General features: G+C 63.7%; 22 protein-coding genes and 1 tRNA gene. 6 read left to right on the top strand and 17 right to left on the bottom strand.

Features of this window, described 5'->3' with window-relative positions; genetic code table 11:
* From ASN89_RS12765 to ASN89_RS12720, 10 genes are all read right to left on the bottom strand, one after another.
* Positions 1-771 carry an ABC transporter ATP-binding protein gene (locus tag ASN89_RS12765; RefSeq protein ID WP_058049507.1) on the bottom strand — a complete coding sequence of 257 codons (771 nt, stop codon included), beginning with the start codon at positions 769-771 and terminating at the stop codon, positions 1-3.
* The gene (locus ASN89_RS12760; protein ID WP_058049506.1) at positions 768-1,718 is read right to left on the bottom strand and encodes an iron chelate uptake ABC transporter family permease subunit; all 951 of its coding nucleotides are present in this window, start codon (positions 1,716-1,718) and stop codon (positions 768-770) included. The genes ASN89_RS12765 and ASN89_RS12760 overlap by 4 nt, the downstream gene beginning before the upstream one ends.
* Positions 1,715-2,686 carry an ABC transporter permease gene (locus tag ASN89_RS12755; protein WP_058049515.1) on the bottom strand — a complete coding sequence of 324 codons (972 nt, stop codon included), beginning with the start codon at positions 2,684-2,686 and terminating at the stop codon, positions 1,715-1,717. Before ASN89_RS12755 ends, ASN89_RS12760 begins: the two co-directional genes overlap by 4 nt.
* On the bottom strand, positions 2,686-4,452 hold the full coding sequence (locus ASN89_RS12750) for an ABC transporter ATP-binding protein (RefSeq protein WP_058049505.1): 1,767 nt from the start codon (positions 4,450-4,452) through the stop codon (positions 2,686-2,688). Before ASN89_RS12750 ends, ASN89_RS12755 begins: the two co-directional genes overlap by 1 nt.
* A complete protein-coding gene (locus ASN89_RS12745; protein WP_058049504.1) occupies positions 4,446-6,212 on the bottom strand; it encodes an ABC transporter ATP-binding protein in 1,767 nt (588 codons plus the stop codon). Before ASN89_RS12745 ends, ASN89_RS12750 begins: the two co-directional genes overlap by 7 nt.
* A 103-nt stretch (positions 6,213-6,315) precedes the next feature.
* The gene (locus tag ASN89_RS12740; protein ID WP_058049503.1) at positions 6,316-7,284 is read right to left on the bottom strand and encodes a FecR domain-containing protein; all 969 of its coding nucleotides are present in this window, start codon (positions 7,282-7,284) and stop codon (positions 6,316-6,318) included.
* A 3-nt stretch (positions 7,285-7,287) separates the two neighbouring features.
* Positions 7,288-7,806 (bottom strand): sigma-70 family RNA polymerase sigma factor, encoded by a 519-nt coding sequence (locus ASN89_RS12735; RefSeq protein WP_058049502.1) that lies wholly within the window; start codon positions 7,804-7,806, stop codon positions 7,288-7,290.
* A gap of 196 nt (positions 7,807-8,002) precedes the next feature.
* Positions 8,003-9,094 (bottom strand): redox-regulated ATPase YchF, encoded by a 1,092-nt coding sequence (ychF, locus tag ASN89_RS12730; RefSeq protein WP_034753282.1) that lies wholly within the window; start codon positions 9,092-9,094, stop codon positions 8,003-8,005.
* A 154-nt stretch (positions 9,095-9,248) separates the two neighbouring features.
* Positions 9,249-9,482, bottom strand: coding sequence for a helix-turn-helix domain-containing protein (locus ASN89_RS12725; protein ID WP_034778346.1), 234 nt, complete (start codon positions 9,480-9,482; stop codon positions 9,249-9,251).
* Positions 9,482-10,057, bottom strand: a complete 576-nt coding sequence (locus ASN89_RS12720; protein WP_058049501.1) for a DUF2975 domain-containing protein — start codon at positions 10,055-10,057, stop codon at positions 9,482-9,484. Before ASN89_RS12720 ends, ASN89_RS12725 begins: the two co-directional genes overlap by 1 nt.
* A 123-nt stretch (positions 10,058-10,180) precedes the next feature.
* On the opposite strand from ASN89_RS12720, the gene ASN89_RS12715 reads away from it, so the two are divergent.
* Complete coding sequence (locus ASN89_RS12715; protein ID WP_058049500.1) at positions 10,181-11,278, top strand: serine hydrolase domain-containing protein; 1,098 nt, start codon at positions 10,181-10,183, stop codon at positions 11,276-11,278.
* Here the strand turns inward: ASN89_RS12715 and pth are convergent, their stop codons facing one another.
* The 7 genes from pth to ASN89_RS12680 form a co-directional block, all read right to left on the bottom strand.
* Complete coding sequence (gene pth / locus ASN89_RS12710) at positions 11,279-11,863, bottom strand: aminoacyl-tRNA hydrolase (protein ID WP_058049499.1); 585 nt, start codon at positions 11,861-11,863, stop codon at positions 11,279-11,281.
* Positions 11,864-11,979: 116 nt separating this feature from the next.
* Positions 11,980-12,588, bottom strand: coding sequence for a 50S ribosomal protein L25/general stress protein Ctc (locus tag ASN89_RS12705; protein WP_035824067.1), 609 nt, complete (start codon positions 12,586-12,588; stop codon positions 11,980-11,982).
* A gap of 164 nt (positions 12,589-12,752) precedes the next feature.
* Positions 12,753-13,703, bottom strand: a complete 951-nt coding sequence (locus ASN89_RS12700; RefSeq protein ID WP_034753270.1) for a ribose-phosphate pyrophosphokinase — start codon at positions 13,701-13,703, stop codon at positions 12,753-12,755.
* Between the two features lie 150 nt (positions 13,704-13,853).
* Positions 13,854-13,930, bottom strand: a tRNA-Gln gene (locus ASN89_RS12695).
* Between the two features lie 78 nt (positions 13,931-14,008).
* Positions 14,009-14,893 carry a 4-(cytidine 5'-diphospho)-2-C-methyl-D-erythritol kinase gene (gene ispE / locus ASN89_RS12690; RefSeq protein ID WP_058049498.1) on the bottom strand — a complete coding sequence of 295 codons (885 nt, stop codon included), beginning with the start codon at positions 14,891-14,893 and terminating at the stop codon, positions 14,009-14,011.
* Positions 14,890-15,540, bottom strand: coding sequence for an outer membrane lipoprotein LolB (locus ASN89_RS12685; protein WP_058049497.1), 651 nt, complete (start codon positions 15,538-15,540; stop codon positions 14,890-14,892). The genes ispE and ASN89_RS12685 overlap by 4 nt, the downstream gene beginning before the upstream one ends.
* A gap of 117 nt (positions 15,541-15,657) precedes the next feature.
* Positions 15,658-17,448: a tetratricopeptide repeat protein gene (locus ASN89_RS12680; RefSeq protein ID WP_058049496.1), complete on the bottom strand. Its 1,791-nt coding sequence runs from the start codon at positions 17,446-17,448 to the stop codon at positions 15,658-15,660.
* Between the two features lie 167 nt (positions 17,449-17,615).
* Here ASN89_RS12680 and mutM point away from each other — a divergent pair, with 167 nt between their 5' ends.
* The 5 genes from mutM to ASN89_RS12655 are packed head-to-tail and all read left to right on the top strand — an operon-like array spanning position 17,616 to position 23,952.
* Positions 17,616-18,452: a bifunctional DNA-formamidopyrimidine glycosylase/DNA-(apurinic or apyrimidinic site) lyase gene (gene mutM / locus ASN89_RS12675; protein ID WP_058049495.1), complete on the top strand. Its 837-nt coding sequence runs from the start codon at positions 17,616-17,618 to the stop codon at positions 18,450-18,452.
* Positions 18,453-18,462: 10 nt separating this feature from the next.
* Positions 18,463-20,364 (top strand): dynamin family protein, encoded by a 1,902-nt coding sequence (locus ASN89_RS12670; RefSeq protein ID WP_058049494.1) that lies wholly within the window; start codon positions 18,463-18,465, stop codon positions 20,362-20,364.
* Positions 20,365-20,387: 23 nt separating this feature from the next.
* Positions 20,388-21,551, top strand: a complete 1,164-nt coding sequence (gene mutY, locus ASN89_RS12665; protein ID WP_058049493.1) for an A/G-specific adenine glycosylase — start codon at positions 20,388-20,390, stop codon at positions 21,549-21,551.
* The gene (locus ASN89_RS12660) at positions 21,551-23,341 is read left to right on the top strand and encodes a sensor histidine kinase (RefSeq protein WP_058049492.1); all 1,791 of its coding nucleotides are present in this window, start codon (positions 21,551-21,553) and stop codon (positions 23,339-23,341) included. Before mutY ends, ASN89_RS12660 begins: the two co-directional genes overlap by 1 nt.
* On the top strand, positions 23,338-23,952 hold the full coding sequence (locus tag ASN89_RS12655) for a response regulator transcription factor (protein WP_058049491.1): 615 nt from the start codon (positions 23,338-23,340) through the stop codon (positions 23,950-23,952). Before ASN89_RS12660 ends, ASN89_RS12655 begins: the two co-directional genes overlap by 4 nt.
* The last annotated feature ends 46 nt before the right edge of the window (positions 23,953-23,998 follow it).

The following is a 23,998-nucleotide window of genomic DNA, read 5'->3' as shown; positions in this document are numbered from 1 at the left end:
TCAAGCTCCTGTAGGGGTAAAGTAATTGCAGACGCAGCCGCGCTCGTTGCGCACGATGTGAAAATCGATGTCGTACAGCGCCCGCAAGCGTTCCTCCGTGACGACCTCGTGCGCAGGGCCGGAAAAGCGCACGGCGCCACCCTGCATGGCGACGATGTGGTCGGAATAATTGGCGGCGAAATTGATGTCGTGGATCACCAGGATTACAGTGCGGCCTTGCTCGTCGCACAGGCGGCGCAACGCGCGCATGATCTGCACGGCGTGCTTCATGTCGAGGTTGTTGAGCGGCTCGTCGAGCAACAAAATATCGGTCTGCTGGGCGATCGTCATGGCCAGGAAGGCCATCTGCCGCTGGCCGCCGCTCAGCTCATCGACGTAGGCCAGGCGCAGCGACTCCAGCGACAAAAAGGCGATGGCCTCGTCGATGGCTTGCCGGTCCTGCCGTGTCAGGCTACCCTGGCTGTAAGGAAAGCGGCCAAAGGCGACCAGCTCTTCCACCGTCAGGCGCAAATGAAAATCGGGTGATTGGCGAAGAGTGGCCACCAGTCTCGCATAGTCCTGAATCTTGATGGCCGCGATGCTGCGCCCGTCTATCGCGATCTCTCCGCCATTCGCTTCCTGCAGGCGCGCGATGAGCATCAGCAAGGTGGTCTTGCCGGCGCCGTTCGGGCCGATCAAGGACGTCACTTTCCCCTTGGGAAACTGTACGCTGACGTGGGCCAGCACGCGCTTTTCTCCATAGCTTTTTTCGATCTGATGGACGTGAATCATGCGGTACCTCGGTTACGGACCATGAGCGCGAGGAAATACGCGCCACATACGAGGTTGACGAGGATGCCGACCGTGGTCCGGTAGTTGAAAACGTGCTCGACCAGCAGCTGGGCGGCCAGGAAGATGGCGATGGCGATGGCGCAGCCCAGCGGCAATGTGGCGCGGTGGCGCGCCGTGCGGGCCAGGGCGTAGCTTGTGTTCGCCACGAAGATACCCATGAAGGCCGTGGGGCCCAGCAAGCTCGTCGACACGGCCACCAGCACGGCAATCAGCGCCAGCTGACCCTGCACCATGCGCCGGTAATCGACGCCAAGCGAGATGGCTTGCTCGCGCCCCAGCGCCAGCACGTCGAGCGCCGGCAGGGTCTTCGCCACGGCCGCGCAGGCGGCGCCCGCCAGCAGGGCCGAGTACAGCAATTGTGCGGGCTGCGCCTTGTTGAACGAAGCCTGGCTGAAGCCTTGCAAGATGGCAAATTCGCCGGGACTGATGCGCAGCTGGATGAACTGGGTCAACGTGCCGATCACCATCGTCAAGACGAATCCCAGCAGCAACAGGAAATACACGTTGTTCTTGCCATCCTTGAACAGCCAGGTATGGATGGCCCAGGAATACGCGAGCATCAGCGTGATCGACAGCACAAAATTGCCGTTCTGCCCCAGCAGCAGCACGCTGTGCATGCCCATGGCGAGGATCAGCAGCGATTGCAGCAGCAGGTACACGGCTTCATAGCCCATGACGGCCGGCGTCAGTATCCGGTTGCCGGCGATGGTCTGGAAAACAATCGACGACACGGCTACGCAAACGCCGCCGATGGCGATGGCGGCCAGGCGCGACAGGCGCTTCGGAATGATGTAATCGAAGTCAAGATTGGCGCCGAGGAAAAGGAAAGCGAGCGCCAAAGCAAACACGGCCAGCCACAGCATCCGTTGATTCAAGAACCACCTCATCGCCGCCCCCGGATGATCAGGACGAGGAACAGCAGGCCGCCCACGCCGCCCGCCGTCAGGCCGATCGGCACCTCGAATGGATAGATCAGCAATCGCCCGGCGATGTCGCAAGCCAGCAGCAGCGACGCGCCGCACAGGGCGACGATGGGCAGGGTGCGCTCCAGCCTGTCGCCATAGCGCAAGGCCACCAGGTTGGGGATGGCCAGTCCGACAAACGGTATGGCCCCCACCGTGATCACCGTGGCCGCCACCGTGACGGCCACCAGCATCAGACCCAGCGCCACCGTGCCCGCATAGTTCAGGCCCAGGCTGGTAGCCATCCCCTCGCCCATGCCCAGCACGGTAAAGCGCTGCGCGTACACATACGTGAGGGCAACGATGGGCAGGATCAGGTAAATGATTTCATAGTTGCCCTGCACGATGCGCGAAAAATCGCCGAGCAGCCAGCCCTGCATGCTTTGCAGGATATTGTTGCGGTAGGCATAAAACTCGGCCACGGCGCTGAGCACGCCGCCATACACGAGGCCGATCACGGGCACCAGAATCGTGTTCTTGAAGCGGATGCGGCGGATCAGGGCGACGTACAGTACGCTGGCGGCAAGGCAGAAGGCCAGCGCGAACGCCATCTTGCCGGCCGTGCCCGCTGCCGGCGCCACGGTCAGCGCAACGAGGATGCCCAGCTTGGCCGCGTCGAGGCCGCCCGAAGTGGCCGGCTCGACGAATTTGTTGCGCACGATGTGCTGCAGGATGACGCCGCACACGGACAGGCCCACGCCCGTCAGCACCAGCGCCGCCAAACGGGGCAGGCGGCTGGCCGTCAAGGTCAGCCAGGCATCAGCGGACAGCGCGTCGGACAGCTCGCCGGAAGACGATGGCGACAGCAGCTGTACCCACTCCATCTGCCTGGCGCCGACCAGCAAGGAGGCGCAGCACAGCAGCACGAAAAGGAAAAACAAACGCGCGTGTATCAAATGCCGGACTCCGTTCCAGCCGGGCGCGCGGGCGCGGCGATGCGCCAGCCCTTGGCCGCCTGGCGCTGGGCCAGGAAGTGCGCATACAGGCCGCCCTGCGCGCGCAAGGTGGCTGGCGCCCCCTGCTCGCCCAGAGTGCCGCCATCGAGCACGACGATCTGGTCGGCCATGGCCACCGTCGACAACTGATGGGCGATGACGATCAGTGTGCGCTTGCCGCGCAGCCGCGCCAGCGCTTCGGCGATGGCGGCCTGGTTTTCCGCATCGAGCGCGGCCGTCGCCTCGTCGACCAGCAGAATCGGCGCATCCTTGATCAGCGCGCGCGCGATGGCGATGCGCTGGCGTTCGCCGCCGGACAGGCGCGCGCCGCCCTCGCCCACCGGTGTCGCAAGTCCCTGCGGCAGGCGGGCGATGATCTCGGCCACGCCCGCCTGGCGCGCCGCTTCCAGCACCTCGGCATCGCTGGCGGCCGGCTTGCCGATGCGGATGTTGTCGGCGATGCTGCCCTGGAACAGATAACTGTCCTGGAAGATCTGGCTGATCTGGCCGGCCAATTGCTCGCTGGACATGTCGCACACATCGACGCCGCCCACCAGCACCGTGCCTGCACTGGCGTCAAAGAAGCGCGCAATCAGGCGCACCAGGGTCGTCTTGCCTGAACCGGAAGCGCCGATCAGTGCCGTCATGCTGCCCGGCGCAATCTGCAGGTTGATGTCCGTCAAGACATCGGGCTGGTCCGGCGCATAGCGGAAGTGCACGCCACGCAATTCGACCGAAGCATCGCGCAGCGCTTGCGGCTTGTTTCCTTCCGGCAGGGGCTGCACGGCGAAAATATCGCGCGCTGCGTCCAGCGGACCGCGCGCGCCGCGCAGCACTTCGCCATAGCTGGCCACTTCCTGCAGCGGGTCGACAAAGCGCACCACCAGCACTAATGCCACGATGACGGCGATGGCGTCTGCCGCCGCTACCGTACCGAGCAGGCTCGCGGCAACGGCCAGCAAGACGGCGAAGATGGCTTGCACGGTCCAGGCGTTCAGCACCGACGACAGCGCCGACAGATAAATGAGCCGCGTGCCCGCGTGACGCTGCTCGTCGATGGCTTGCTGCAGGAAACGCGTGCCGCCGTCAGCTGCGCCACCGAATGCGCGCAGCACCGACTGCACTTGTGCAAACTCCACAAGGCGCTGGCTGGTCTGGGCAAAGTGATGGTGGTAGGCATCGTCGGCGCGCTGGCCCAGGTGCGCCGTGAGCCGCAAGGCGCCAGCCAGCAAGGGCAGCGCCAGCAGCGCGACCACGCCCAGCTGCCAATGCAGCGCAAACAGCGCGGCCAGCAATACCACGGGCGTGACGGCGCCGCAAATCACGGGCGTGAGCACGTGTGCCGGCAGCTGCGCGACGTTCATCATGCCTTGCGTGATGACGTGGCCCAGCTTGGCCGTATTCTCCGGTGTAAACCAGCCGACGGGCAAGCGCGCCACGTGGTCGCCCAGGCGCTGGCGCGCCCCTTGCAAGACCGTCACGCCCACGCGCACGCCCGCTTTCTCCACCTGGCGCCGCCAGGCCCAGCAAGCGACCAGCCCGGCCAGCAGCACGATCAGCCACAGGGCCGCGCCGCCCGTATCGCCGGTCAGCAGCCGCCCCAGGGCCAATACCAGCACCGTGATCGTCAGCCCGCTCAGCACGCCATACGCGAGCGCCATGGCGCAGTAGCGGCGGAACACGGGCGCATCGTCGCCCAGCAGTTGAATAAACGTTTTCAGCATGGGAGCACCGCATCTTCCTGGGAATCTTGATAGCCGCCCAGCGCCCATAGTTGCGCATAGCGGCCCTGATGGGCGAGCAAGCCGACATGGCTGCCCTGCGCGGCGATGACGCCGTTCTCGACCACGACGATATTGTCGGCATGCATGACCGTGTCGAGCCGGTGCGCGATCACCAGCAGGGTGCGGCCTTGGGCAAAGCGCGACAGGGCATCCTGGATCGCCACTTCGTTTTCCGCGTCGGCCGCGGCCGTCGCCTCGTCGAGTACCAGCACGGACGGATCGAGCAGCACGGCGCGGGCGATGCTCACGCGCTGCAACTCGCCGCCGGACAGCTGCGCATCCTCGCCGATGACGGAATCGTAGCCGCGCGGCAAGGCCAGGATGCGCTCGTGGATGTTCGCCAGGCGCGCCGCCTCTTCGATCTCGTGCGTACTGGCCGATGGCCGGCCCAGCCCGATGTTCTCGCGCACGCTGGCGTGGATCAGCCGCACTTCCTGCAGTACAAAACCGATGCGCCGGTACAGCTCGGGCGTGGCGATGTGCCGCAAGTCGGCGCCGCCGAGGGTGATGCGCCCTTCTGTCGGGTCGAAAAAGCGCAACAGCAGCCGCGCCAGGGTCGACTTGCCGGAACCGGAAGCGCCGACGATGGCCGTCACCGTGCCAGGACGCAAAGTCAGCGTGATGTCCGACAGCACCTTGTTCTGGCCATCGTAGGCATAGCCCACGTGCTCCATGCGGATCTCCGTGCCGTTCGGCAACTGCTGCTGGCCGGGCGCCGGCTGCGCCAGCACGGGCGTATCGAGCAAGGCTTGCACCCGCTGGGCCGCGCCCGTGGCATTGTTGAGGTCATGCGTGAGGTAGTGCAGCAACAGCATCGGTGCGGAAATACCGGGCGCCACGAGGGCAAACGGCAGGATGTCGATAGGCGCCATCGCCTTCAGCGCCACGAAAACGGTGCCGGCAAGCACCACCACGCCCAGCACGGCGACGGGCGCGATCAGCGCGTTGGCATTCGCCATCGAACCGACCAGGGGGCGCGTAAACGCGGCAAAGGCATCCGCAAACGCATCGACGGCGGCGCGGTAGCTGCCGTGCGCGCGGCCCGTGGCGCCAAAGGCCTTGACCACGGGAATGCCGTTGACGAATTCCACTACGGCATTGTTGATGCGTCCCATGCCTGCGGCAAATTGCTCCATATTGCCGCTGCTGGCCTTCATGGCGCGGCCGAAGAACAGGAAGAAGCCGGGAAATGGCAGGATGGCGATGAGGGCCAGGCGCCAGTCCATGGCGAACAAGTAAATGACGGAGATGGCGATGGCGCCCACGGCGCGCCCCGTCGTCGTATAGAAGTGCGCGGTGAGGCTGTGCAGGGTATTGATGTCGTCCTGCATCGCCTGCTTGACCTCGCCCGAGGCGCGGCTGGTGAACCAGCCCAGCGGCACCTGTCCCAGGCGCTGCACGGCCTGCAGGCGCAATTGATGGGTGAGGCGGTTGTCGGCCAGGTGGGCGGCCAGCTCGCCCAGCGTGATCAGGGCCATGCCGGCAAACAGGCAGGCGACGCTGGCGATGATGATTTGCCACATATCGCCCCGCGCCAGCGCGGGGTTCAGGGCGATGCGCGCGATCTGCGCGATGCCGGCCAGCGGCACCAGGGTCAGCATGGAACCCGTGCCGGCCAGCACGGCGGCGGCGATTAAACGTGCGCGGATGGGCTGCAGTATCCGGCTGATCGGGCCGACTTGGCGGCTTGGGCTACTCATGGGAAAAACGGGAAAAAGCGTGCATAAATTCAATGGATAAGGGTGGCTCTCACCCTATATCCCGAACGAGAATGCAAAACCCTCAATCGGGTCCGCGAAATTGTCAGGCAGCGGCCTGGACCGTCACCCAGTAGCGCGTGCGCGCAACGATTTGCACGGGCAAGGCCAGCGCCAGGTTGTGCAGCGCGCGGTCCGTGTCGCGCAAGGAAAACACGCCGTTGACGGTGAGACTGGCCACCACCGGGTCGCAGCGCAGCAGGCCTGGGCGGTAGCGGGCCAGTTCCGCAAGCAGGTCGTCCAGGCGCATATTGTCGGCCACCAGCACGCCCTTGGCCCAGGCCGCGGCGCTGGCGGACGCGGGTGCGCCTGACTGCACGATGTCAGCCGAGAAGATGGCACTGTAGCCCGTGTCGAGGCGCACGGGGCGGCCAGGCGCATGCGCGAGGCGCACTTCGACGGCGCCCTCGAAGACGGCCACGCGCGACGTGTATTCGTCTTGCCGTAAAGTAAAACGCGTACCCAGCGCCTGCACCGTGCCATGGCGGCCCTGCACGCGGAAAGGCCGCCGCGCCGGGTCGGGATCATGCGCCGTCGTGACGAGGATTTCGCCGCTGCGCAGGATCAGCAAGCGCTCGCTGGCGCTGAAGCGCACGTCGATGGAGGAAGCGGAAGCGAGCATCACGCGCGTGCCGTCCGGCAAGGTAATCTCGCGGATCTCGCCCGTGGCCGTGCCATGCCCTGCCGTAGCCACTTGCCAGGCATCCGTGCCGCGCAGCATATACGCCATGCCGCCCACGGGCAGCAGCACGGCCAGCAGTTTCAGGGCGCGGCGGCGGTTCAGGTAGGCGGCCGGGGCCGGTTCGCGCAGCGCATGGCGGGCCACGTCGCGCGGCACGCTGTGCAGCTTGCCTTCGAACGCCTGCAGGCGCTGCCAGGCGAGGTCGTGGTGCGGATGGGCGGCGCGCCAGCGGGCGCAATCGGCCTGGTCTTCATCGCTGGCGTCGTCGGACCACAGGCGCGCCATCCAATGGGCCGCCTGCTGCACGATGGCCGGTGCAATCACCACATCCATGGTTCAGGCGCCTTGGGCGTGCATGGCCTGGTAGCAGGCCAGCAAGCCGGCGGCGATGTATTTTTCGACGGACGAGACGGACACCTGCAATTCGGCGGCGATGTCGCGGTAGCTCAGGCCATCGAGCTTGCACAGCAGCAAGGCGGTGCGCGCCTTGGCCGGCAACTGCAGCAGCACGGCGTCGATTTCCGTTAGCGCCTCGATCACCAGCGCGCGCTCTTCCTCGGACGGCGCCAGCGCTTCGGGCACCAGGGCCAGCACTTCCAGGTAGGCGGCCTCGATCTGGCGGCGGCGGTACAGGTCGATGACCATGCCGTTGGCGATCTGCGTCAGGTGGCGGCGCGACTCCCCTGCCGGCGGCACCCTGCCCGTCTTCATCAGGTGCAGGTACACATCGTGCGCCAGGTCGGCCGCATCGAAGGCATTGCCGAGTTTGCGGCGCAGCAAACCCCGCAGCCAGCCATGGTGATCGGTGTACAGACTGCTGACTTGCTGCTGAAGCGCTAACTCGGCGGTGCTCACGATACCCTTCCTGTGGTCGATGGCCAGCGGACTGGCGGACGCATCAATATAAATGAGAATTATTCTCATTATATAGTGAAAAACAGGACAGCAGCAACCATCTCGCATGTCGGCTTGGCCATGCAGGCAATAAAAAACCCTGCAAATCAATGACTTGCAGGGTTCGTGGCGGCTCCGTACAGGAGCGGGTGGGGAATTAGACGTTGAACAGGAAGTTCAGCACGTCGCCATCCTTGACCACGTATTCCTTGCCTTCGGCGCGCATCTTGCCCGCTTCCTTGGCGCCCGCTTCGCCCTTGTAGGCGATGAAGTCGTCATAGGCGATGGTTTGCGCGCGGATGAAGCCGCGTTCGAAGTCGGTGTGGATCACGCCGGCCGCTTGCGGCGCCGTGGCGCCCACGGGGACGGTCCAGGCGCGCACTTCCTTCACGCCTGCCGTGAAGTAGGTTTGCAGGCCCAGCAGCTTGTAGCCGGCGCGGATCAGACGGTCCAGGCCTGGCTCTTCCATGCCCATGTCTGCCAGGAAAGCGCCCTTGTCGGCGTCGTCCAGGTCGGCGATTTCCGCTTCCAGCGCGGCGCAGATGGCGACGATGGGCGCGTTTTGCGATTGCGCATAGGCCGTCAGCTGGTCCAGCAGCGGGTTGTCCGTGAAACCCGAATCGGACACGTTGGCGACGAACATGGCCGGCTTGGCCGTGATCAGGCACAGCGGCTTGATCAGTTCCATTTCGTCGGCGTCCAGGCCCATGGCGCGCACGGGTTTCGCATCGTTCAAGTACGGCATCATGCGTTCCATGATGGCCAGCAGCTTGGCCGCATCCTTGTCGCCCGAGCGGGCTTTCTTGTTTTCGCGGTGGATGGCTTTTTCCACGGTGCCCATGTCGGCCAGCGCCAGTTCGGTCTGGATGACTTCGATATCGTCGAGCGGGTTGATCTTGCCGGCCACGTGGATGACGTTGTCATCTTCGAAGCAGCGCACGACGTTGACGATGGCGTCCGTTTCGCGGATGTGCGACAGGAACTGGTTGCCCAGGCCCTCGCCCTTCGATGCGCCAGCCACCAGGCCGGCGATGTCGACGAATTCCACGATGGCGTTGACCATGCGTTCCGGCTTGACGATGGCGGCCAGCGCATCCATGCGCGGATCCGGCACTTCAACGACGCCGACGTTCGGCTCGATGGTGCAGAACGGATAGTTTTCAGCCGGGATGCCGGCTTTCGTCAGTGCATTGAACAGGGTGGACTTGCCGACATTCGGCAAGCCGACGATACCGCATTGGAGACTCATGGAAAACCTTTAATTAATCAATATTGCCGGCAAGCGGCTGGTGCAAAAACGGCCTGTACAGGCGTTTTCTGGATAATCTTGCTGTATAAATGCTCGTAAGGGTCAATTGTACCTCTATGCACCCTACTCTTCAAAAAAACCGCCCTCTGTGCCGCTAACTGTCGCCATCCCCGTCGTCCGGCTGCGACGCATCGAATTCCAGGATGTCGCCGGGCTGGCATTCGAGCATCTCGCAAATTTTCGACAGGGTATCGAAACGCACGCCGCGCACCTTGCCCGATTTTAAGAGGGATAAATTCTGTTCCGTAATGCCGATAAAGGCCGCCAGTTCCTTCGATTTCACTTTTTTCCTGGCCAGTACCAGATCGAGGCGCACGACGATACCCATCAGATGAACCCGCTGTTTTCATCGGCCAGGCGCTGGCCTTCATGGAGGATTTGCGCCAGCGCAAAGAACACGGAGCACAGCAGCAAGGTCCACAGGTCGCCGCCCGTGATATCGATGACCACGCGCAACTGGCCCGTTCCCTCTTCCAGCAAGCCGAACAGCATGCCGCGCACGGTCGGTTCCAGCAAAGTCAGCACCGTTCCCAACAGCAAGCCGCCGGCGAAACGGCGAAAGTGCCGCGCCACCTGCGGCGTAAAGAACACGCCCTGCTCGAACTGGCGCAAGACCGCGGCCAGCTGGCGCACGGCGTCGCCCAGCACGCACAAGGCCGGCAAGGCCAGCGCCAGGCCCAGTCCCCGCTGCCACAAGGGCATGGCGGCCAGGCGCTCGAACGGCTGGCTCTGCAATTGCAGCAACAGTTCATACATGCCGGCGCCGCCCACGGCTCCCTGCACGGCCGGCGCGGGCGCCAGCCAGCCCAGCACCGTCAGCAGCAGGTACAGCAGAAAGAATCCCGAAACGCCGTAACGCACGCGCCGGCTCAGCGCCGCGGGCGCCGTCTGATTTTTTTTCATAGTTAAAAGAAAAGTATACGAAAGCGGCTAGTGCCGTTAGAATAAATTATCGTAAAACAATAATTAAATCATGTTTTGCGACCATTTTAACATATTCACCCACCCCTATCGACTGGAGACACCATGAAAACCCTGCTTGCCTCGCTCGTTTGCAGCACCGCCTTTTTGCTCAGCGGGGGCGCCCGCGCCCATGACTTGAACGCCATGCTGCAACAGGCGCTGGCCGACAAGAGCGTGCCGGCCATGGCCATACTCGTGATTCGCGACGGCAAGATCGATGCGCAGGCGCAGGCGGGTGTGCGCGCCAATGACGGCCACGACGCCGTGCGCGCCAACGACGTGTGGAATATCGGCTCCGACGGCAAGGCCATGACGGTGACCCTGATCGCGCGGCTGGTGGAACGGGGCGTGCTGTCATGGGATACGCCACTGTCAAGCATGTTGCCCGCGCTGGCCGGCGGCATGCGCGCCGAGTACCGCGACGTCAACCTGATGGATCTGCTGTCGCACCGCGCCGGCCTGCCGCCCAATCCGGATGAGGCATGGATCGAATCCACATACGCGGACACGCGCCCCTTGCCGCTGCTGCGCCAGGAATACGCGCAGCGCGCGCTGGCCGACGCTCCGGTGGCCCCGCCGCGCGGCGAATCGCATTATTCGAACAGCGGCGCCATGATCGCCGCCGCCATCGCGGAAAAGACCACGGGCAAGACGTATGAAGAATTGATGCAAGCCGAAGTGTTCGGCCCGCTCGGCATGCAGGCCGCGTTCGGCCCCACCGTGCGCGGGCAGAATCTGGGGCACAAGGAAAACAAGCCGATTGCCGGCCTGATGGCCAGCAATCCGCTGATGATGGCGCCCGATGGGGAGATTCACCTGAGCATGGCTGACTGGGCCAAGTTTGCACTCGATCAACTGCATGGCGAGCAAGGCAAGGGCAAGCTGCTGAAACAGGAAACGTATGTCTTGCTGCACACGGCGCAGGGCGACACGAATGCGGCGTTGGGCTGGGGCGTGATGCACTTCCCGCCGCAGGCGCCGCAGCGAGTGCTCACGCACCTGGGCTCGAACGGCTACTGGCACGCGTTGATCGCGCTGGCGCCCGGCAGCGGCGACGGCTTGCTGATTGCCGCCAACGCGGGTGAAGGCAGCAGCGCGCAAGCCAGCCAGCAGCAGATGGCGAAAACCATCATGGCCGGCTTCGGCAAGGCGGGGAAATAACTAGACGGTATGCAGCTTCATGGTGGCCGCTTCGAACTTGCCTTCGACGATCTGCGGCATCACCTGCAAGGATTTGTCGATGGCTTGCTCGATCAGCTCCTGGTCTTCGCGGCGCGGACGGTGCAGCACGAAGTCGGCCACCTGCTGCTGCAGGCTCAGGGTGCGCGGGTGGCCGATGCCCAGGCGCAAGCGCCAGTAGTCCTGCGTGCCCAGCGCAGCCGTGATGTCCTTCAAGCCATTGTGGCCGCCGGCCGAGCCGCCCTTTTTCAGGCGCGCGATACCGGGCATCAGGTCGAGTTCGTCGTGCACGACGAGCACTTCATCGGCGGCGATCTTGAAGAAACGCGCCAGCGCACCCACGGACTGGCCCGAGCGGTTCATGAAGGTCAGCGGTTCGAGCAGCCAGACTTCGTTGCCGCCGATGGAGCTCTTGGCCAGCATGGCGTTGTAGCGCGAATCGCGCTGCAAGCGCGTGCCGGGCAAGCTGTTGGCAAGATTGTCCACCAGCCAGAAGCCGGCATTGTGGCGGGTTTGTTCGTATTCGGGTCCCGGGTTGCCGAGGCCGACGATCAGGCGTATGGGCATGGCTGTGTCTGCAATGTAAAAGAAAGCATTATCGGTGAAAACAGGCAGAAAAAAACCCGCGCGGCGAACCTGGCGGGTTTTTCCTTGCGACTACCGCATTGCTGCGGCGGCAAAAATTACTTCTTGTCAGCAACAACTTCAGCAGCAGCGGCTTCAGCAGCAACGTGGCCAGCCGGTACCGAAGCGGTAGCGATGGTCAGGTTGGCGCCGTGGGTGACAGCGGTCACGCCAGCTGGCAGAACCAGGTCGCCTACGTGCAGCGAGTGACCAACGTCGATGTTCGACAGGTCAACGTTGATGAATTCTGGCAGTTTGCCTGGCAGGCAAGCGACTTCGATTTCATTGGCAACGTGGCTGATGGTCGCGCCGTGCAGTTTGACTGCCGGGGAAACGTCAGCGTTGATGAAGTGCAGAGCCACTTTCACGTGGATAGGCTGCGATGCGTCAACGCGCTGGAAGTCAGCGTGCAGAACCAGTTGTTTGTATGCGTGGACTTGGAAGTCGCGCAACAGAACTTGCTGGGAAACGCCGTCGATTTCCAGATCCAGGATCGACGAGTGGAACACTTCTTTTTTCAACGCGTGGTACAGGGCGTTGTGATCCAGCGAGATCAGCACAGGGGCTTCAGCGCCACCGTAGACGATACCAGGGGTTTGGCCGGAAATGCGCAGGCGGCGGCTCGCTCCGGAACCTTGCAATTCGCGTTTAAATGCGATAACTTTCATGTGAAACTCCAAGAAGAACAAGGCTTGCGCCTTGTGTTATGAGGATACCCGCGACCAGGAATCCTCGAAAATGGGGTGCAAAACACCCCGAAAATTAAAACACTGCGGCGCAACAGGCAAAAAGCCGGTCGCGCCGCAGGCATACGTCTGTTTCTATTATCGAATTAATCGATAAAGAGGGAAATAACCGAATCGCCCTTGATGATGCGCTTGAACGTCTCGGCCAGCAAAGGCGCGCACGTCAATTGACGGATCTTGCCGCAGGCCAGGGCCGCTTCGGACAGGGGGATCGTATCGGTCACGACCAGCTCATCGAGTGGCGAAGCCGAAATACGGTCGATCGCCGGGCCCGACAGCACCGCGTGCGTGCAATACGCCACGACTTTTTTCGCGCCGCGCTCTTTGAGCACTTCGGCAGCCTTGGTCAGGGTGCCTGCCGTGTCGACCATGTCATCCATGATCACGCAGTTGCGGCCTTCGACTTCACCGATGATGTTCATCACTTCGGACACGTTCGCTTTTGGACGACGCTTGTCGATGATGGCCAGGTCGCAGCCCAGGCGTTTTGCCAGGGCGCGCGCACGTACCACACCGCCGACGTCCGGCGACACTACCAGCAGATCCTGGTAGTTTTTCTTTTGCAGGTCGCCCAGCAAAATTGGCGAAGCGTAAATATTGTCGACTGGGATATCGAAGAAACCTTGAATCTGGTCAGCGTGCAAGTCCATGATCAGGACGCGCTCGACACCGGCTTCTTCCAGCATGTTCGCCACCACCTTGGCCGAAATCGCCACACGCGCGGAGCGTGGACGACGGTCTTGGCGGGCGTAGCCAAAGTAAGGAATCGCGGCGGTGATGCGGCCAGCGGAAGCACGTTTCAAGGCATCAACCATCAGCATGATTTCCATCAGGCTGTCGTTGGTTGGAGCACAGGTGGATTGCAAAACAAAAACATCCTTGCCGCGTACGTTTTCGTTAATCTCGACCATTACTTCGCCGTCGGAGAATTTCGAAACGTTTGCTTTACCGAGAGGGATGCCGAGGTTTTTTGCGACCCCCTCTGCCAACGCTGGATTCGCGTTGCCGGTAAAAACCATCAGGTTTTCGTAAGCCATGGGAGTCCCAAGAGGTGATATAGAAGTCTTGAAAAGCACTAACCGGGCATAGGCCCGGTCAGTCATTGTTTAGAATATGCCGCGTGGCGACACATCTGCTTTTTCCCGCACTGGACGCCAACTTCGCATCGACAGACTACGGTGAAAGGGTGGCAGGGGAAGAAGGATTCGAACCTTCGCATGCTGGAATCAAAATCCAGTGCCTTAACCAGCTTGGCGATTCCCCTACGTTACTGACTGCTTGCCGTCATGTTGGCCAGTATTATACCGACTATTTGACGCTAAGCAAAATCTTTTTTTGCTCTCTACAACATGGTGAGCATCGGGTGGCGATCCAGCGCTTTTGCCTTCCAGGCGATCCAGACTGGTGGCACATTTCTGAGCACCGCATCCGCTTCTTCCTGACTGCCAAACGTACCAAACACACAAGCACCGGAACCAGTCATCCTGGCCTCACCGTAAGCACCCAGCCATTCTACCGCATCTGCTACCGGCTTGAAAAGACTGCATGCTACTTGCTGTAAATCATTCTTACCAAACCCGCCCGCATCGTTTCCTTCTGCGAGGTACCTGGAAAAGTCCGCTATTGTGACGGGTTCGGTATTTCTCGTCAAGCCTTCCGCGCAAAAAATTGCGGCGGTCGGTACTTGCACGCCCGGCTCGATCACGACATACCAGCACTCGGGCGTGGCGACGGGTTGCAGGGCTTCGCCCACGCCTTCGGCAAAGGCATTCTCGCCAAAGATGAAAAACGGGATATCGGCGCCCAGCGGCAAGCCCAGCGCCATCAATTCCTCGCGCGTCAACCCCGCCTGCCACAGGCGGTTCAAGGCCATCAGGGCCGTCGCCGCGTCGGACGAACCGCCGCCGAGCCCGCCGCCCATGGGCAGCACCTTGTCGATGGCGATATCGACGCCGCGCGGCAAGGCGCCAGTACGGCGCAGCACTTCCGCCTGCAGCAGCCTGGCGGCGCGGATGATCAGGTCCTGCTCCTCCGGCACGCCGGCGAGCGCCGTCACGCGGCGGATCAGCGTGTCGTCGCGCAGCGCGAAGTGCAGGGTGTCGCCATGGTCGAGCAACTGGAACACCGTCTGCAGCAGATGGTAGCCGTCGGCGCGGCGGCCGTTGACGTGCAAAAAGAGGTTCAGCTTGGCCGGGGCCGGGCAGTTATTCAGGGTCGTCAACGTCATTGTGCTTGAGCCGATGGAGCGGGATCGAGCACGATGCGCAGCGACACGGCATCGGCCTGCGCGCTGGCATTGCGTTCGGCATCGATACGCCGCGGTTGGGGCAAGGCGCCCGGTGTATTGTCGGCCGCATTTTGCCCTACTTCTTGCCACGACACATAGCGCAAGCGCCAGCCGTCTTTCGTCGTGACGCTGTCATTGGCCGGGGAAGCGACGAAACGCTTGCCGTCGGCGCCCACGGCATGGCCTTGCAGCCAGTCGCGCAAGCCCGACACGGGCAAGGACCAGCCCAGCATCTGCGCGCTCAGGGTATCGACGTCCGGCGCGCTGCGCGGCGCCTTGCCGCTTTGCGTCAACACGGCTTGCTGCGGCGTGACGGCGATCGTCGCCAGGGTGCTGCCGACGGGCGAATACAGGGTCACGTCCGTGCGCTGCGCCGTCTGCTGCCAGTTGAAATTGACGGTGGCCGATTCGGGCTTGTCATCCTTCTGGTACACGACGTTCAGGCGCCCCGTCAGTTCGACCTGTTCGCGGTAGGGTGCGACGGTTTGAGCGGAGGGTGCGGCGCCGGACGAAAAGGGGGAAGTCAGGGTCGAGCAGGCCGAGAGGGACAGGCAAAGGGCGGTGAGAGCAAAGAGGTTTTTTGGCATGGGAATTATAAAGAACCAGCAGCGTAAAGCTGGGGTCAGTCCCTACGGGATCGGAATGCGTTCCACTGGAAAGCATTCCCCCGGCGGGTCTGACCCCTGATTTTAGTTAACATTGCGCTACAAACTGACATTCAAGCGCGCCAAGGTACTTTTCAACGCATCGTTTTTCGGGTCCTTGCCTTGCGCTTCGCGCCACAACTTTTGCGCTTCGGCCTTGTCGCCCTTCTGCCACAGCACTTCGCCGAGGTGGACGGCGATTTCCGGATCGCTGCGCACGGCATAGGCGCGGCGCAGCGCGTTTTCCGCGGCGGCCAGGTTACCCATGCGGAACTGCACCCAGCCCATGCTGTCCATGATGAACGGGTCGCCCGGCGCCATCTGCAAGGCTTTCTCGATCAGCGCATGGGCTTCCTCCAGGCGCAGGCCCCGTTCGGCCAGCGAATAACCGAGCGCGTTGTATGCGTGCTGGTTGTCGGGCGCCAGCGCCATCACGCGGCGCAAGCTCGCTTCCATCAGCTCGAACTTGTCCAGACGTTCGGCCAGCAAGGCGTAGTCGTACAGCAGTTCCGGATTGTCGGGGAAGCGCAGCAAGGCGTTTTCCATCACCGTGTACGCGCTTTGCACGTAGCCGGCATCGCGCAGGAATTGCGCGTCGACCAGCAGCACCTGCGCCTGGCTTGCCGGATCGTCCGTCTCGATTTCCGTCAGCGCCTTGCGCGCCGCATCGAGATTGCCGCCACGGGCGATCAGCTGGGCGCGGCGCAAGCGCGCCTCGACATAGCCGGCCGACGCGCTGTTGTCGACCTTGTCCAACCAGGCGATGGCGCCCGCCGTGTCGCCGCGCGTCTCGGCGATCTGCGACAGTATCATCAGGGCCTTGAACGGATCGCGCGTGTCGCCAGGGGATTTTTCGAGCACGGCCAGGAAGCGCTTGAAGTACTGCTCCGCGCCCTTGGTGTCTTCCAGCTGCAGCGCCACGATGCCGAGCGCATACAGGGCGCCCACGTTATCGGGCTGGCTTTTCAGCAGCAGCAGGAACTGCTCGCGCGCCGGCTCCAGCTGCTTTTGCTCGACCAGCAGGCGCGCGTACGCGCCGCGCACTTCGACGGCGTCCGGATTCTTTTGCAGGAACGTGGCCAGCACCTTGTTTGCCGCCTCGGGTTCGCCCGTCACCTGCGCCAGGGTCAGCGCGGCCAGCTCGGAGTTCGGCTTGATCGCCAGCGCCTTGTTCGCTTCGCCGATGGCGCGTTCACGCTCGCCGATCGACAAGGCGCCCTGCGCCAGCACCAGGTGCGCTTCAAACATGTCCAGGTAAGGCTGCACCAGGCGCGTCACCATCGAATAGGCATACAGCTTGTCATTCGAGCGCGACAAAATCTGCTGCATCTGGAACAGGGCCACGCCCCGTGCGCCACCCGGCGCATTGGCCAGGCGCTCGGCGAAGATCGGTTCCGCTTCCTCGATCTTGTCCGTCAATACGACGAAGCCGAGGAAGAACTGCGTTGCCTCGTCCGATTCGGGCGCCAGCTCGCGCCACAGGCGGATGGCCGCCAGCGCTTCGCCGCCCTGCTTGGCGGCCAGCGCCATTTCGGAAGCGCGGCGCGCCAGGCGCGGGTCGCGCGTCTGCTGCGCCGCCACCATCATCGTCACGTACGGCCCTTGCCACTGGCCGCTCTTGAATTCCATTTCGGCGCGGGTCAGCTTGTACAGCAGGTCGCTGCTCAATTCGACCTTGGGCAAACCCTCCGCCTTGGCGTCCACCTTGGACTCTGCGCCCTCTTCCTGCGGCGCGACGGGCGCGGCCGCAGAGGGGCTGGTCGCGGCATCGGCAGGGGCGACAGGGGTCTGTGCCATGGCATGCGTGGCCATCAGGGCGGACAAGGTTACAATGGCGAAAGCGTTTTTCAAAGGCTGATCCTGGCTAAACGGCAAAGTTTGATTCTACGCCCAACGCGGCTATCGCGTACTTCACGTATGTAACGAAATATATACGTCGTGGCGGCGTGGCCTGCCAGGGCCAGCCCTCGGCCGGCAACCCGCCTGTTTTTTATCCGGTTTTCAACCATTCGAGCCCTATGCCAGAATTGCCAGAAGTCGAAGTCACACGGCGCGGTGTCGCGCCCCACCTGGAAGGGCGCGCCGTACGCTCCGTCGTGCTGCGCCGCGACGGCCTGCGCTGGCCCTTTCCCCCTGCCCTGGGCGAGCAATTGTCCGGGCAAACCATCGGCCTGACGGGGCGGCGCGGCAAATACCTGCTGATCCACTTCCGCCACGGCACCCTGATCATCCACCTGGGCATGTCGGGCCATTTGCGCGTGCTGCCGACGGGGACGCAAGCGCAAAAGCACGACCATTTCGACCTCGTCGTGGAAGATGCGCAAGGCGGCAGCCAGGTGCTGCGCATGACGGACCCGCGCCGCTTCGGCGCCGTGCTGTGGCACGACGATGCCGACGGCCCGCTGGATGGCCACGCGCTGCTGCGCGGCCTGGGCACGGAACCGCTGGAAGGCGGCTTCACGGGCCAGCTGCTGTTCGAGAAAACGCGCAACAAGGGCACCAGCATCAAGCAGGTGCTGATGGCGGGCGACATCGTCGTCGGCGTGGGCAATATCTATTGTTCCGAAAGCCTGTTCCGCGCGGGGATCAACCCGAAGACGCCAGCCCGGCGCATCGGCCTGGCCCGCTATGAGAAACTGGCGCAAGCGATCCGCGACGTACTGGCCGAAGCCATCGTGCAAGGTGGCAGCACCCTGCGCGACTTCATCGGCGTGAACGGCCAGTCCGGCTACTTCCAGCAGACGTATTTCACGTACAACCGCGCGGGCAAGCCATGCCGCGTCTGCGGCGCGACTATCCGCCAGATCGTGCAGGGGCAGCGTTCCACGTTCTACTGCGTGAACTGTCAAAAATAAAGGGGAGCAGATGGTCAGAGACCTGGAACAATACAGCGCATGGCGGCAGGACGTGCAGGCCGCCTTGCAGGCATACCGGCAAGCCGCCAGCGCGGCGGGCCTGGTCGACGGCGCCTCCGCGCTGCGCCTGGCGCGCTGTGGTTCCCGCCTGCTCGACGACCGTTTATCCGTTGCCTTCGTGGCGGAATTCTCGCGCGGAAAATCCGAGCTGATCAACGCCATCTTTTTTGCCGGCTACGGCCAGCGCATCCTGCCTTCGGGCGCGGGCCGCACCACCATGTGCCCCACCGAGCTGCTGTACGACGCGGCCTGGCCGCCCTCGATCCGGCTGCTGCCCATCGAGACGCGCGCGCAGAACCTGTCGACCAGCGACTACCGCGAGCTGCCCGCCGCCTGGACCGTCCTGCCCCTGAACATCGAGGCGGGCGGCGACATGCAGGAAGCGATCCGCCAGGTCAGCCTGACGAAAAAAGTCAGCGTGGAAGAAGCGGCGCGCTACGGCCTGTATGACGCCGACGATGCGGATGCCCCCGCCATGCTCGACGAGGACGGCCAGGTGGAAATCTCCATGTGGCGCCACGCCATCATCAACTTCCCCCATCCGCTGCTGAAACAGGGCCTGGTCATCCTCGACACGCCGGGCCTGAACGCCATCGGCACGGAGCCGGAACTGACCCTGAACCTGATCCCGAATGCGCACGCGGTGCTGTTCATCCTGGCGGCCGACACGGGCGTCACGCGCAGCGATATCGAGGTATGGCGCAACCATATCGGCGCCGGCGCGGGGCGCCTGGTGGTGCTCAACAAGATCGACAGCATGTGGGACGAATTGCGCGGCGATGCCGAGGTGGCGCAAGCGATCGAGCGCCAGCAGGCCAGCGTGGCGCATCTGCTGACACTGGACGCGAGCCAGGTGTTCCCCGTCTCGGCGCAAAAGGCCCTGGTGGGCAAGATCAACGACGATGCGGCGCTGCTGGAAAAGAGCCGCTTGCTGCCGCTGGAGACGGCCCTGTTCGAGGAGCTGATCCCCGCACGCAAGGACATCATCCGGCGCCAGCTGGCGTTCGACCTGGATGCCATCGAAGCGGCGCAGCAGGTGCAGGCGGCGGCCCGCGCGCGCGGCATCGCCGAGCAGCTGCACGAGCTGCACAGCCTGCGCGGCAAGAACCAGAGCGTGATCGCGCACATGATGCGGCGCATCGACATCGAGAAGAAGGAATTCGACAGCAGCCTGTTCAAGCTGCAAGCGACGCGCGCCGTGTTTACCCGCCTGTCGACGGAACTGTACACAAGCCTGGGCATGGACATCGTGCGCGACGATATCGACGGCGTACGCGCCGCCATGCAGCGCAGCCGCTTTTTCACGGGCCTGCGCGAAGCCGTGCGCCAGTATTTCGAGCGCATCGCCAGCAACCTGGACCGCTCGGAAGGCAAGACGGCCGAGATCACGGAAATGATGAACGTGATGTACCGCAAATTCGCTTCCGAACATGGCCTGGCGCTGGCCTTGCCGATGCCGTTTTCACTGGCCCGCTACCGCCAGGAGATCGCCGACATCGAAGCCGTCTACCATAAGCAGTTCGGCACGGCGACCCTGCTCACCACCAGCCGCGTCGTGCTGATGGAAAAATTCTTCGACACCATCGCCTCGCGCGTGCGCCGCAGTTTCACCAATGCCAATGACGACGCCAGCGCCTGGCTGAAGGTCATCATGGCGCCGCTCGAAGCGCAGATCGTCGAGTACAAGGAACAACTGAAACTGCGCTTCGCCTCGATCCAGCGCATCCATGACGCCACGGGCAGCCTGGAACAGAAAATCGCCGGCTTCGAGGCCAGCCTGGCGGCGCTCGAACGCGACAAGGCGCAGCTGGCGCAATTGCTGGCTGCCTTGCGCGCGGCCAGCGCAACATAGACAACAGAATACTGGAACCCTGCATGAAACGTTTGCTGCATCCGCTCTCGCCCGCCACGGGCGCGGCGTCTTTTGAAGACTATATCGACCCGACTTTTTCCGCCACCGTCATCGCCTGGCAAAAGCAGCATGGCCGCCACGCGCTGCCCTGGCAAAACACGCGCGACGCCTACCTGATCTGGCTGTCCGAAATCATGCTGCAGCAAACGCAGGTCACCGCCGTGCTCGGCTACTACGCGCGCTTCCTCGAACGCTTCCCCACCCTGCGCGACCTTGCTAGCGCGCCTGTCGAAGACGTGATGGCGCAGTGGAGCGGCCTTGGCTACTACACGCGGGCGCGCAACCTGCACAAGTGCGCGCAGCGCGTGGTGGCCGAATACGACGGCGTGTTCCCCAGCGACCCGGCCCTGCTGGCCGACCTGCCCGGCATCGGCCGCTCGACGGCCGCCGCCATTTCCGCGTTTTCCAGCGGCACGCGCGCGGCCATCATGGACGGCAACGTCAAGCGCGTGTTCGCGCGCACATTCGGCATCGACGCCTATCCAGGCGAAAAACGGGTCGAGGAAGCCATGTGGCGCCGCGCCGAAGCACTGCTGCCTGAGACGGGCATCGAAGCCTATACGCAAGGCCTGATGGACTTTGGCGCCACCCTGTGCACGCGCAGCAGCCCCGATTGCGGCCGCTGCCCCTTGCAGCCGCGCTGCGTGGCCTACGCCACGGGCCGCACCAAGGATCTGCCTGTGCGCAAACCGAAGAAAACCAGCCCGGAAAAACACGCCGTCATGCTGGTCGTCATCGACGATGGCCAGGTGCTGCTGGAGCAGCGTCCCGGCTCGGGCATCTGGGGCGGCCTGCTGTCGCTACCCGAACTCGATGGCCACGTGCTGGCCAATGAAGACTCTCCTCGTGCCATCGACCAGGATGCGCTGGCGCGCGCCGTGGCGCCGTTCGGCGAAATCGAATCGCAGGAACGGTTGCTGCCCATCGTCCACGTCTTCACCCACTACAAGCTGCACATCGTCCCCTGCCGCATCACCCTGGCGCGCCGTTTGGCAATGGCCGGGGAAGCGACGCACGTCTGGTATGACGGCGCGAAAATCGCGGATGCGCCGCTGCCCGCCCCCATCAAGAAACTGCTGCTGGACCTGTTCGGCGATGCGCGTTCGGCACAGCGCAGCATGTTTTAGTGCGTTTTTTACTGTTCGCGTTGGCGGCGCTGTGTCTGCACGGCGCGCAAGCGGATGACGCACTGCCAGAGGTCCGCATTGGCGTGCTGGCCTACAAGGGCGGCGACGCCGTGCAGCAGGACTGGTCGTATGTGACGCGCCATCTGCAGGCCAGCATTCCCGGCATCCGTTTCATCCTGGCCGATTACGACCAGGCGGGCCTGACGCGCGCCGTGCAGTCTCAAACGATCGCCTTTGCCATCACCAGCAGCGGCCATTACGTGGCGCTCGAACACAGCGACGGCGCCAGCCGCATCGCCACGCTGGAATCGCCGTGGACGGACTCGCCGCGCCAGGCCATCGGTTCGGCCATCGTCGTGCGCAGCGCGTCGCCGCTGCATGACCTGGCCGACCTTGCGGGCAAGAACGTGATGGCCGTGGCGCCCGACGCCTTTGGCGGCTACCAGATCGCCGCGCGCGAACTGCGCGAAGCGGGCATCGATCCCACGCACGATTTTGCCAGCCTGCGCTACAGCGGTTTTCCCTCGCAGCAGATCGTCGACGCCGTACGGGCCGGGCACATGGATGCGGGCATCGTGCGCACCTGTTTGCTGGAACAAATGGTGGCGCGCGGCGAAGTGCGGGCCGAGGAACTGCGCGTGATCACCACGCGCCCGATTCCCGGCTTTCGCTGTGCCAGCTCGTCGCGCCTGTATCCGGACTGGCCCTTCGTGGCCCTGCGCCAGACGCCGCCCGCGCTGGCGAAAAAAGTGGCGCAGGCCCTGCTGGCCATGCCGCGCACGGCCGAGGGTTATAGCTGGACGGTGCCCAGCGATTACCAGATCGTCGATGAACTGTTCCGCGACTTGCGCATCGGCCCTTACGCCTACCTGGACAAGCTGACGTTCGAGACGGCGCTGCGCCGCTACTGGGGTTGGATGCTGCTCGTGCTGGCCCTGCTGGTCGCCTGGGCCGTGCACACGGTGCGCGTGGAATACCTGGTCAGCCGGCGCACGGAGCAATTGCGCGCGGCGCAGCACCAGCAGCGCGCGCTGGAAGAGCAGGCGCGCCAGCGCCAGGCCACGCTCGACCACACGGCGCGCCTGGCGATTTTGGGGGAGATGGCCAGCGCCATCGCGCACGAATTGAACCAGCCGCTGGCGGCCATCGGCAATTTCGCGCGCGGCATGGCGCGCCGCATCACGGCGGGCCGGCTCGACGCGGCGCCCCTGCTCGATGGGGCGCAGGAAATCGCCACGCAAAGCGAGCGCGCGGGCGCCATCATCCGGCACATCCGCGCCATGGCGCAAAAACGTCCCGCCCACAGCACGGCCTTCGCCCTGGCCGGCGCCGTGGAGCAAGCCGTGGCACTGTTCCGCGCAGCCCATCCGCACGCCCATATCAGCTGGAACCACGAAGGCAGCAATCTTGACGCGCGCGTGCTGGCCGACCCGCAGCAAGTGCAGCAGGTGCTGCTCAATCTGCTGAAAAATGCGCTCGATGCGCAGGTGGAAAACGGCAATCCGCAGCAGCCCATCGGCGTGCTGCTGCACCGTGAAAACGGCGCCTGCACGGTGGCCGTACGCGACGCGGGATGCGGCTTGCCAACGGCGCAGATGGCGCGATTGTTCGAACCGTTCTTTACCACCAAGGCCGAAGGCCTGGGCCTGGGCATGTCGCTCAGCAAAAGCATCATCGAATCGTTCGGCGGCAGCCTGTCGGCGCACGCCAATGCCGATGCGCCAGGCTTGACGGTCTGGTTCCGCCTGCCTGAAGATACCGGCATAGAAGCAAACAAGGAAACACCATGAATGAAAGCGATGCGATCATCTTTGTCGTCGACGACGACGCCGCCATGCGCCGCTCGCTGGCCTATCTGTTCGATTCGGCCGGCTGGAAAGTGCAGACGTTCGAATCGGCGCGCGATTTCCTGCAGCGCTATGATGGCCATGCGCCGGGCTGCTTGCTGCTCGACGTGCGCATGCCCTTGATGAGCGGGCTGGAACTGCAGCAGGAACTATCACGCCATGCCATTGCGCTACCCGTGATTTTCCTCAGCGGCCACGGCGACCTGGCCATGGCCGTGCAGACGATGAAGGCGGGCGCTTGCGACTTTCTGGAAAAGCCGTGCAAGGATCAGGTGCTGCTGGACGCCGTCTCGCGCGCCGTGGCCCGCAGCGTGGAAGAAAGCCGCAGCGCCGCCAGCACCAATACGGCACAGGCAGTATTGGCGACATTGACGGCGCGCGAACGCGAAGTGGCGCTCTTGATGGCCGAAGGCAAAGCGTCGAAAGTCATCGCCCGCGAGCTGGGCATCAGCGACAAGACGGTGCAGGTGCACCGCCATAACACGATGGAAAAACTGGGCCTGCATTCAGCAGCCGAGGTAGCCCGGCTGCTGATGGCAGGTGGGGCAATTTAGGCTGTCTGTCGGATTACGCTACGCTAATCCGACCTACCAACTAGTG

It is taken from the genome of Janthinobacterium sp. Ant5-2-1, assembly GCF_001445815.1.
Classification (GTDB): Bacteria; Pseudomonadota; Gammaproteobacteria; order Burkholderiales; family Burkholderiaceae_D; genus Janthinobacterium; species Janthinobacterium lividum_E.
The sequence above is the reverse complement of the archived record's forward strand: the minus strand, read 5'-3'. Positions and strand labels throughout refer to the sequence as shown.

What these genes read in the sequence shown, in the direction of transcription:
- ASN89_RS12765 (WP_058049507.1), bottom strand. Translation starts at nt 771, where the DNA reads ATGATTCACGTCCATCAGATCGAAAAAAGCTATGGAGAAAAGCGCGTG.
- ASN89_RS12760 (WP_058049506.1), bottom strand. Translation starts at nt 1,718, where the DNA reads ATGAGGTGGTTCTTGAATCAACGGATGCTGTGGCTGGCCGTGTTTGCT.
- ASN89_RS12750 (WP_058049505.1), bottom strand. Translation starts at nt 4,452, where the DNA reads ATGCTGAAAACGTTTATTCAACTGCTGGGCGACGATGCGCCCGTGTTC.
- ASN89_RS12745 (WP_058049504.1), bottom strand. Translation starts at nt 6,212, where the DNA reads ATGAGTAGCCCAAGCCGCCAAGTCGGCCCGATCAGCCGGATACTGCAG.
- ASN89_RS12740 (WP_058049503.1), bottom strand. Translation starts at nt 7,284, where the DNA reads ATGGATGTGGTGATTGCACCGGCCATCGTGCAGCAGGCGGCCCATTGG.
- ychF (WP_034753282.1), bottom strand. Translation starts at nt 9,094, where the DNA reads ATGAGTCTCCAATGCGGTATCGTCGGCTTGCCGAATGTCGGCAAGTCC.
- ASN89_RS12725 (WP_034778346.1), bottom strand. Translation starts at nt 9,482, where the DNA reads ATGGGTATCGTCGTGCGCCTCGATCTGGTACTGGCCAGGAAAAAAGTG.
- ASN89_RS12720 (WP_058049501.1), bottom strand. Translation starts at nt 10,057, where the DNA reads ATGAAAAAAAATCAGACGGCGCCCGCGGCGCTGAGCCGGCGCGTGCGT.
- ASN89_RS12715 (WP_058049500.1), top strand. Translation starts at nt 10,181, where the DNA reads ATGAAAACCCTGCTTGCCTCGCTCGTTTGCAGCACCGCCTTTTTGCTC.
- pth (WP_058049499.1), bottom strand. Translation starts at nt 11,863, where the DNA reads ATGCCCATACGCCTGATCGTCGGCCTCGGCAACCCGGGACCCGAATAC.
- ASN89_RS12705 (WP_035824067.1), bottom strand. Translation starts at nt 12,588, where the DNA reads ATGAAAGTTATCGCATTTAAACGCGAATTGCAAGGTTCCGGAGCGAGC.
- ASN89_RS12700 (WP_034753270.1), bottom strand. Translation starts at nt 13,703, where the DNA reads ATGGCTTACGAAAACCTGATGGTTTTTACCGGCAACGCGAATCCAGCG.
- ispE (WP_058049498.1), bottom strand. Translation starts at nt 14,893, where the DNA reads ATGACGTTGACGACCCTGAATAACTGCCCGGCCCCGGCCAAGCTGAAC.
- ASN89_RS12685 (WP_058049497.1), bottom strand. Translation starts at nt 15,540, where the DNA reads ATGCCAAAAAACCTCTTTGCTCTCACCGCCCTTTGCCTGTCCCTCTCG.
- mutM (WP_058049495.1), top strand. Translation starts at nt 17,616, where the DNA reads ATGCCAGAATTGCCAGAAGTCGAAGTCACACGGCGCGGTGTCGCGCCC.
- ASN89_RS12670 (WP_058049494.1), top strand. Translation starts at nt 18,463, where the DNA reads ATGGTCAGAGACCTGGAACAATACAGCGCATGGCGGCAGGACGTGCAG.
- mutY (WP_058049493.1), top strand. Translation starts at nt 20,388, where the DNA reads ATGAAACGTTTGCTGCATCCGCTCTCGCCCGCCACGGGCGCGGCGTCT.
- ASN89_RS12655 (WP_058049491.1), top strand. Translation starts at nt 23,338, where the DNA reads ATGAATGAAAGCGATGCGATCATCTTTGTCGTCGACGACGACGCCGCC.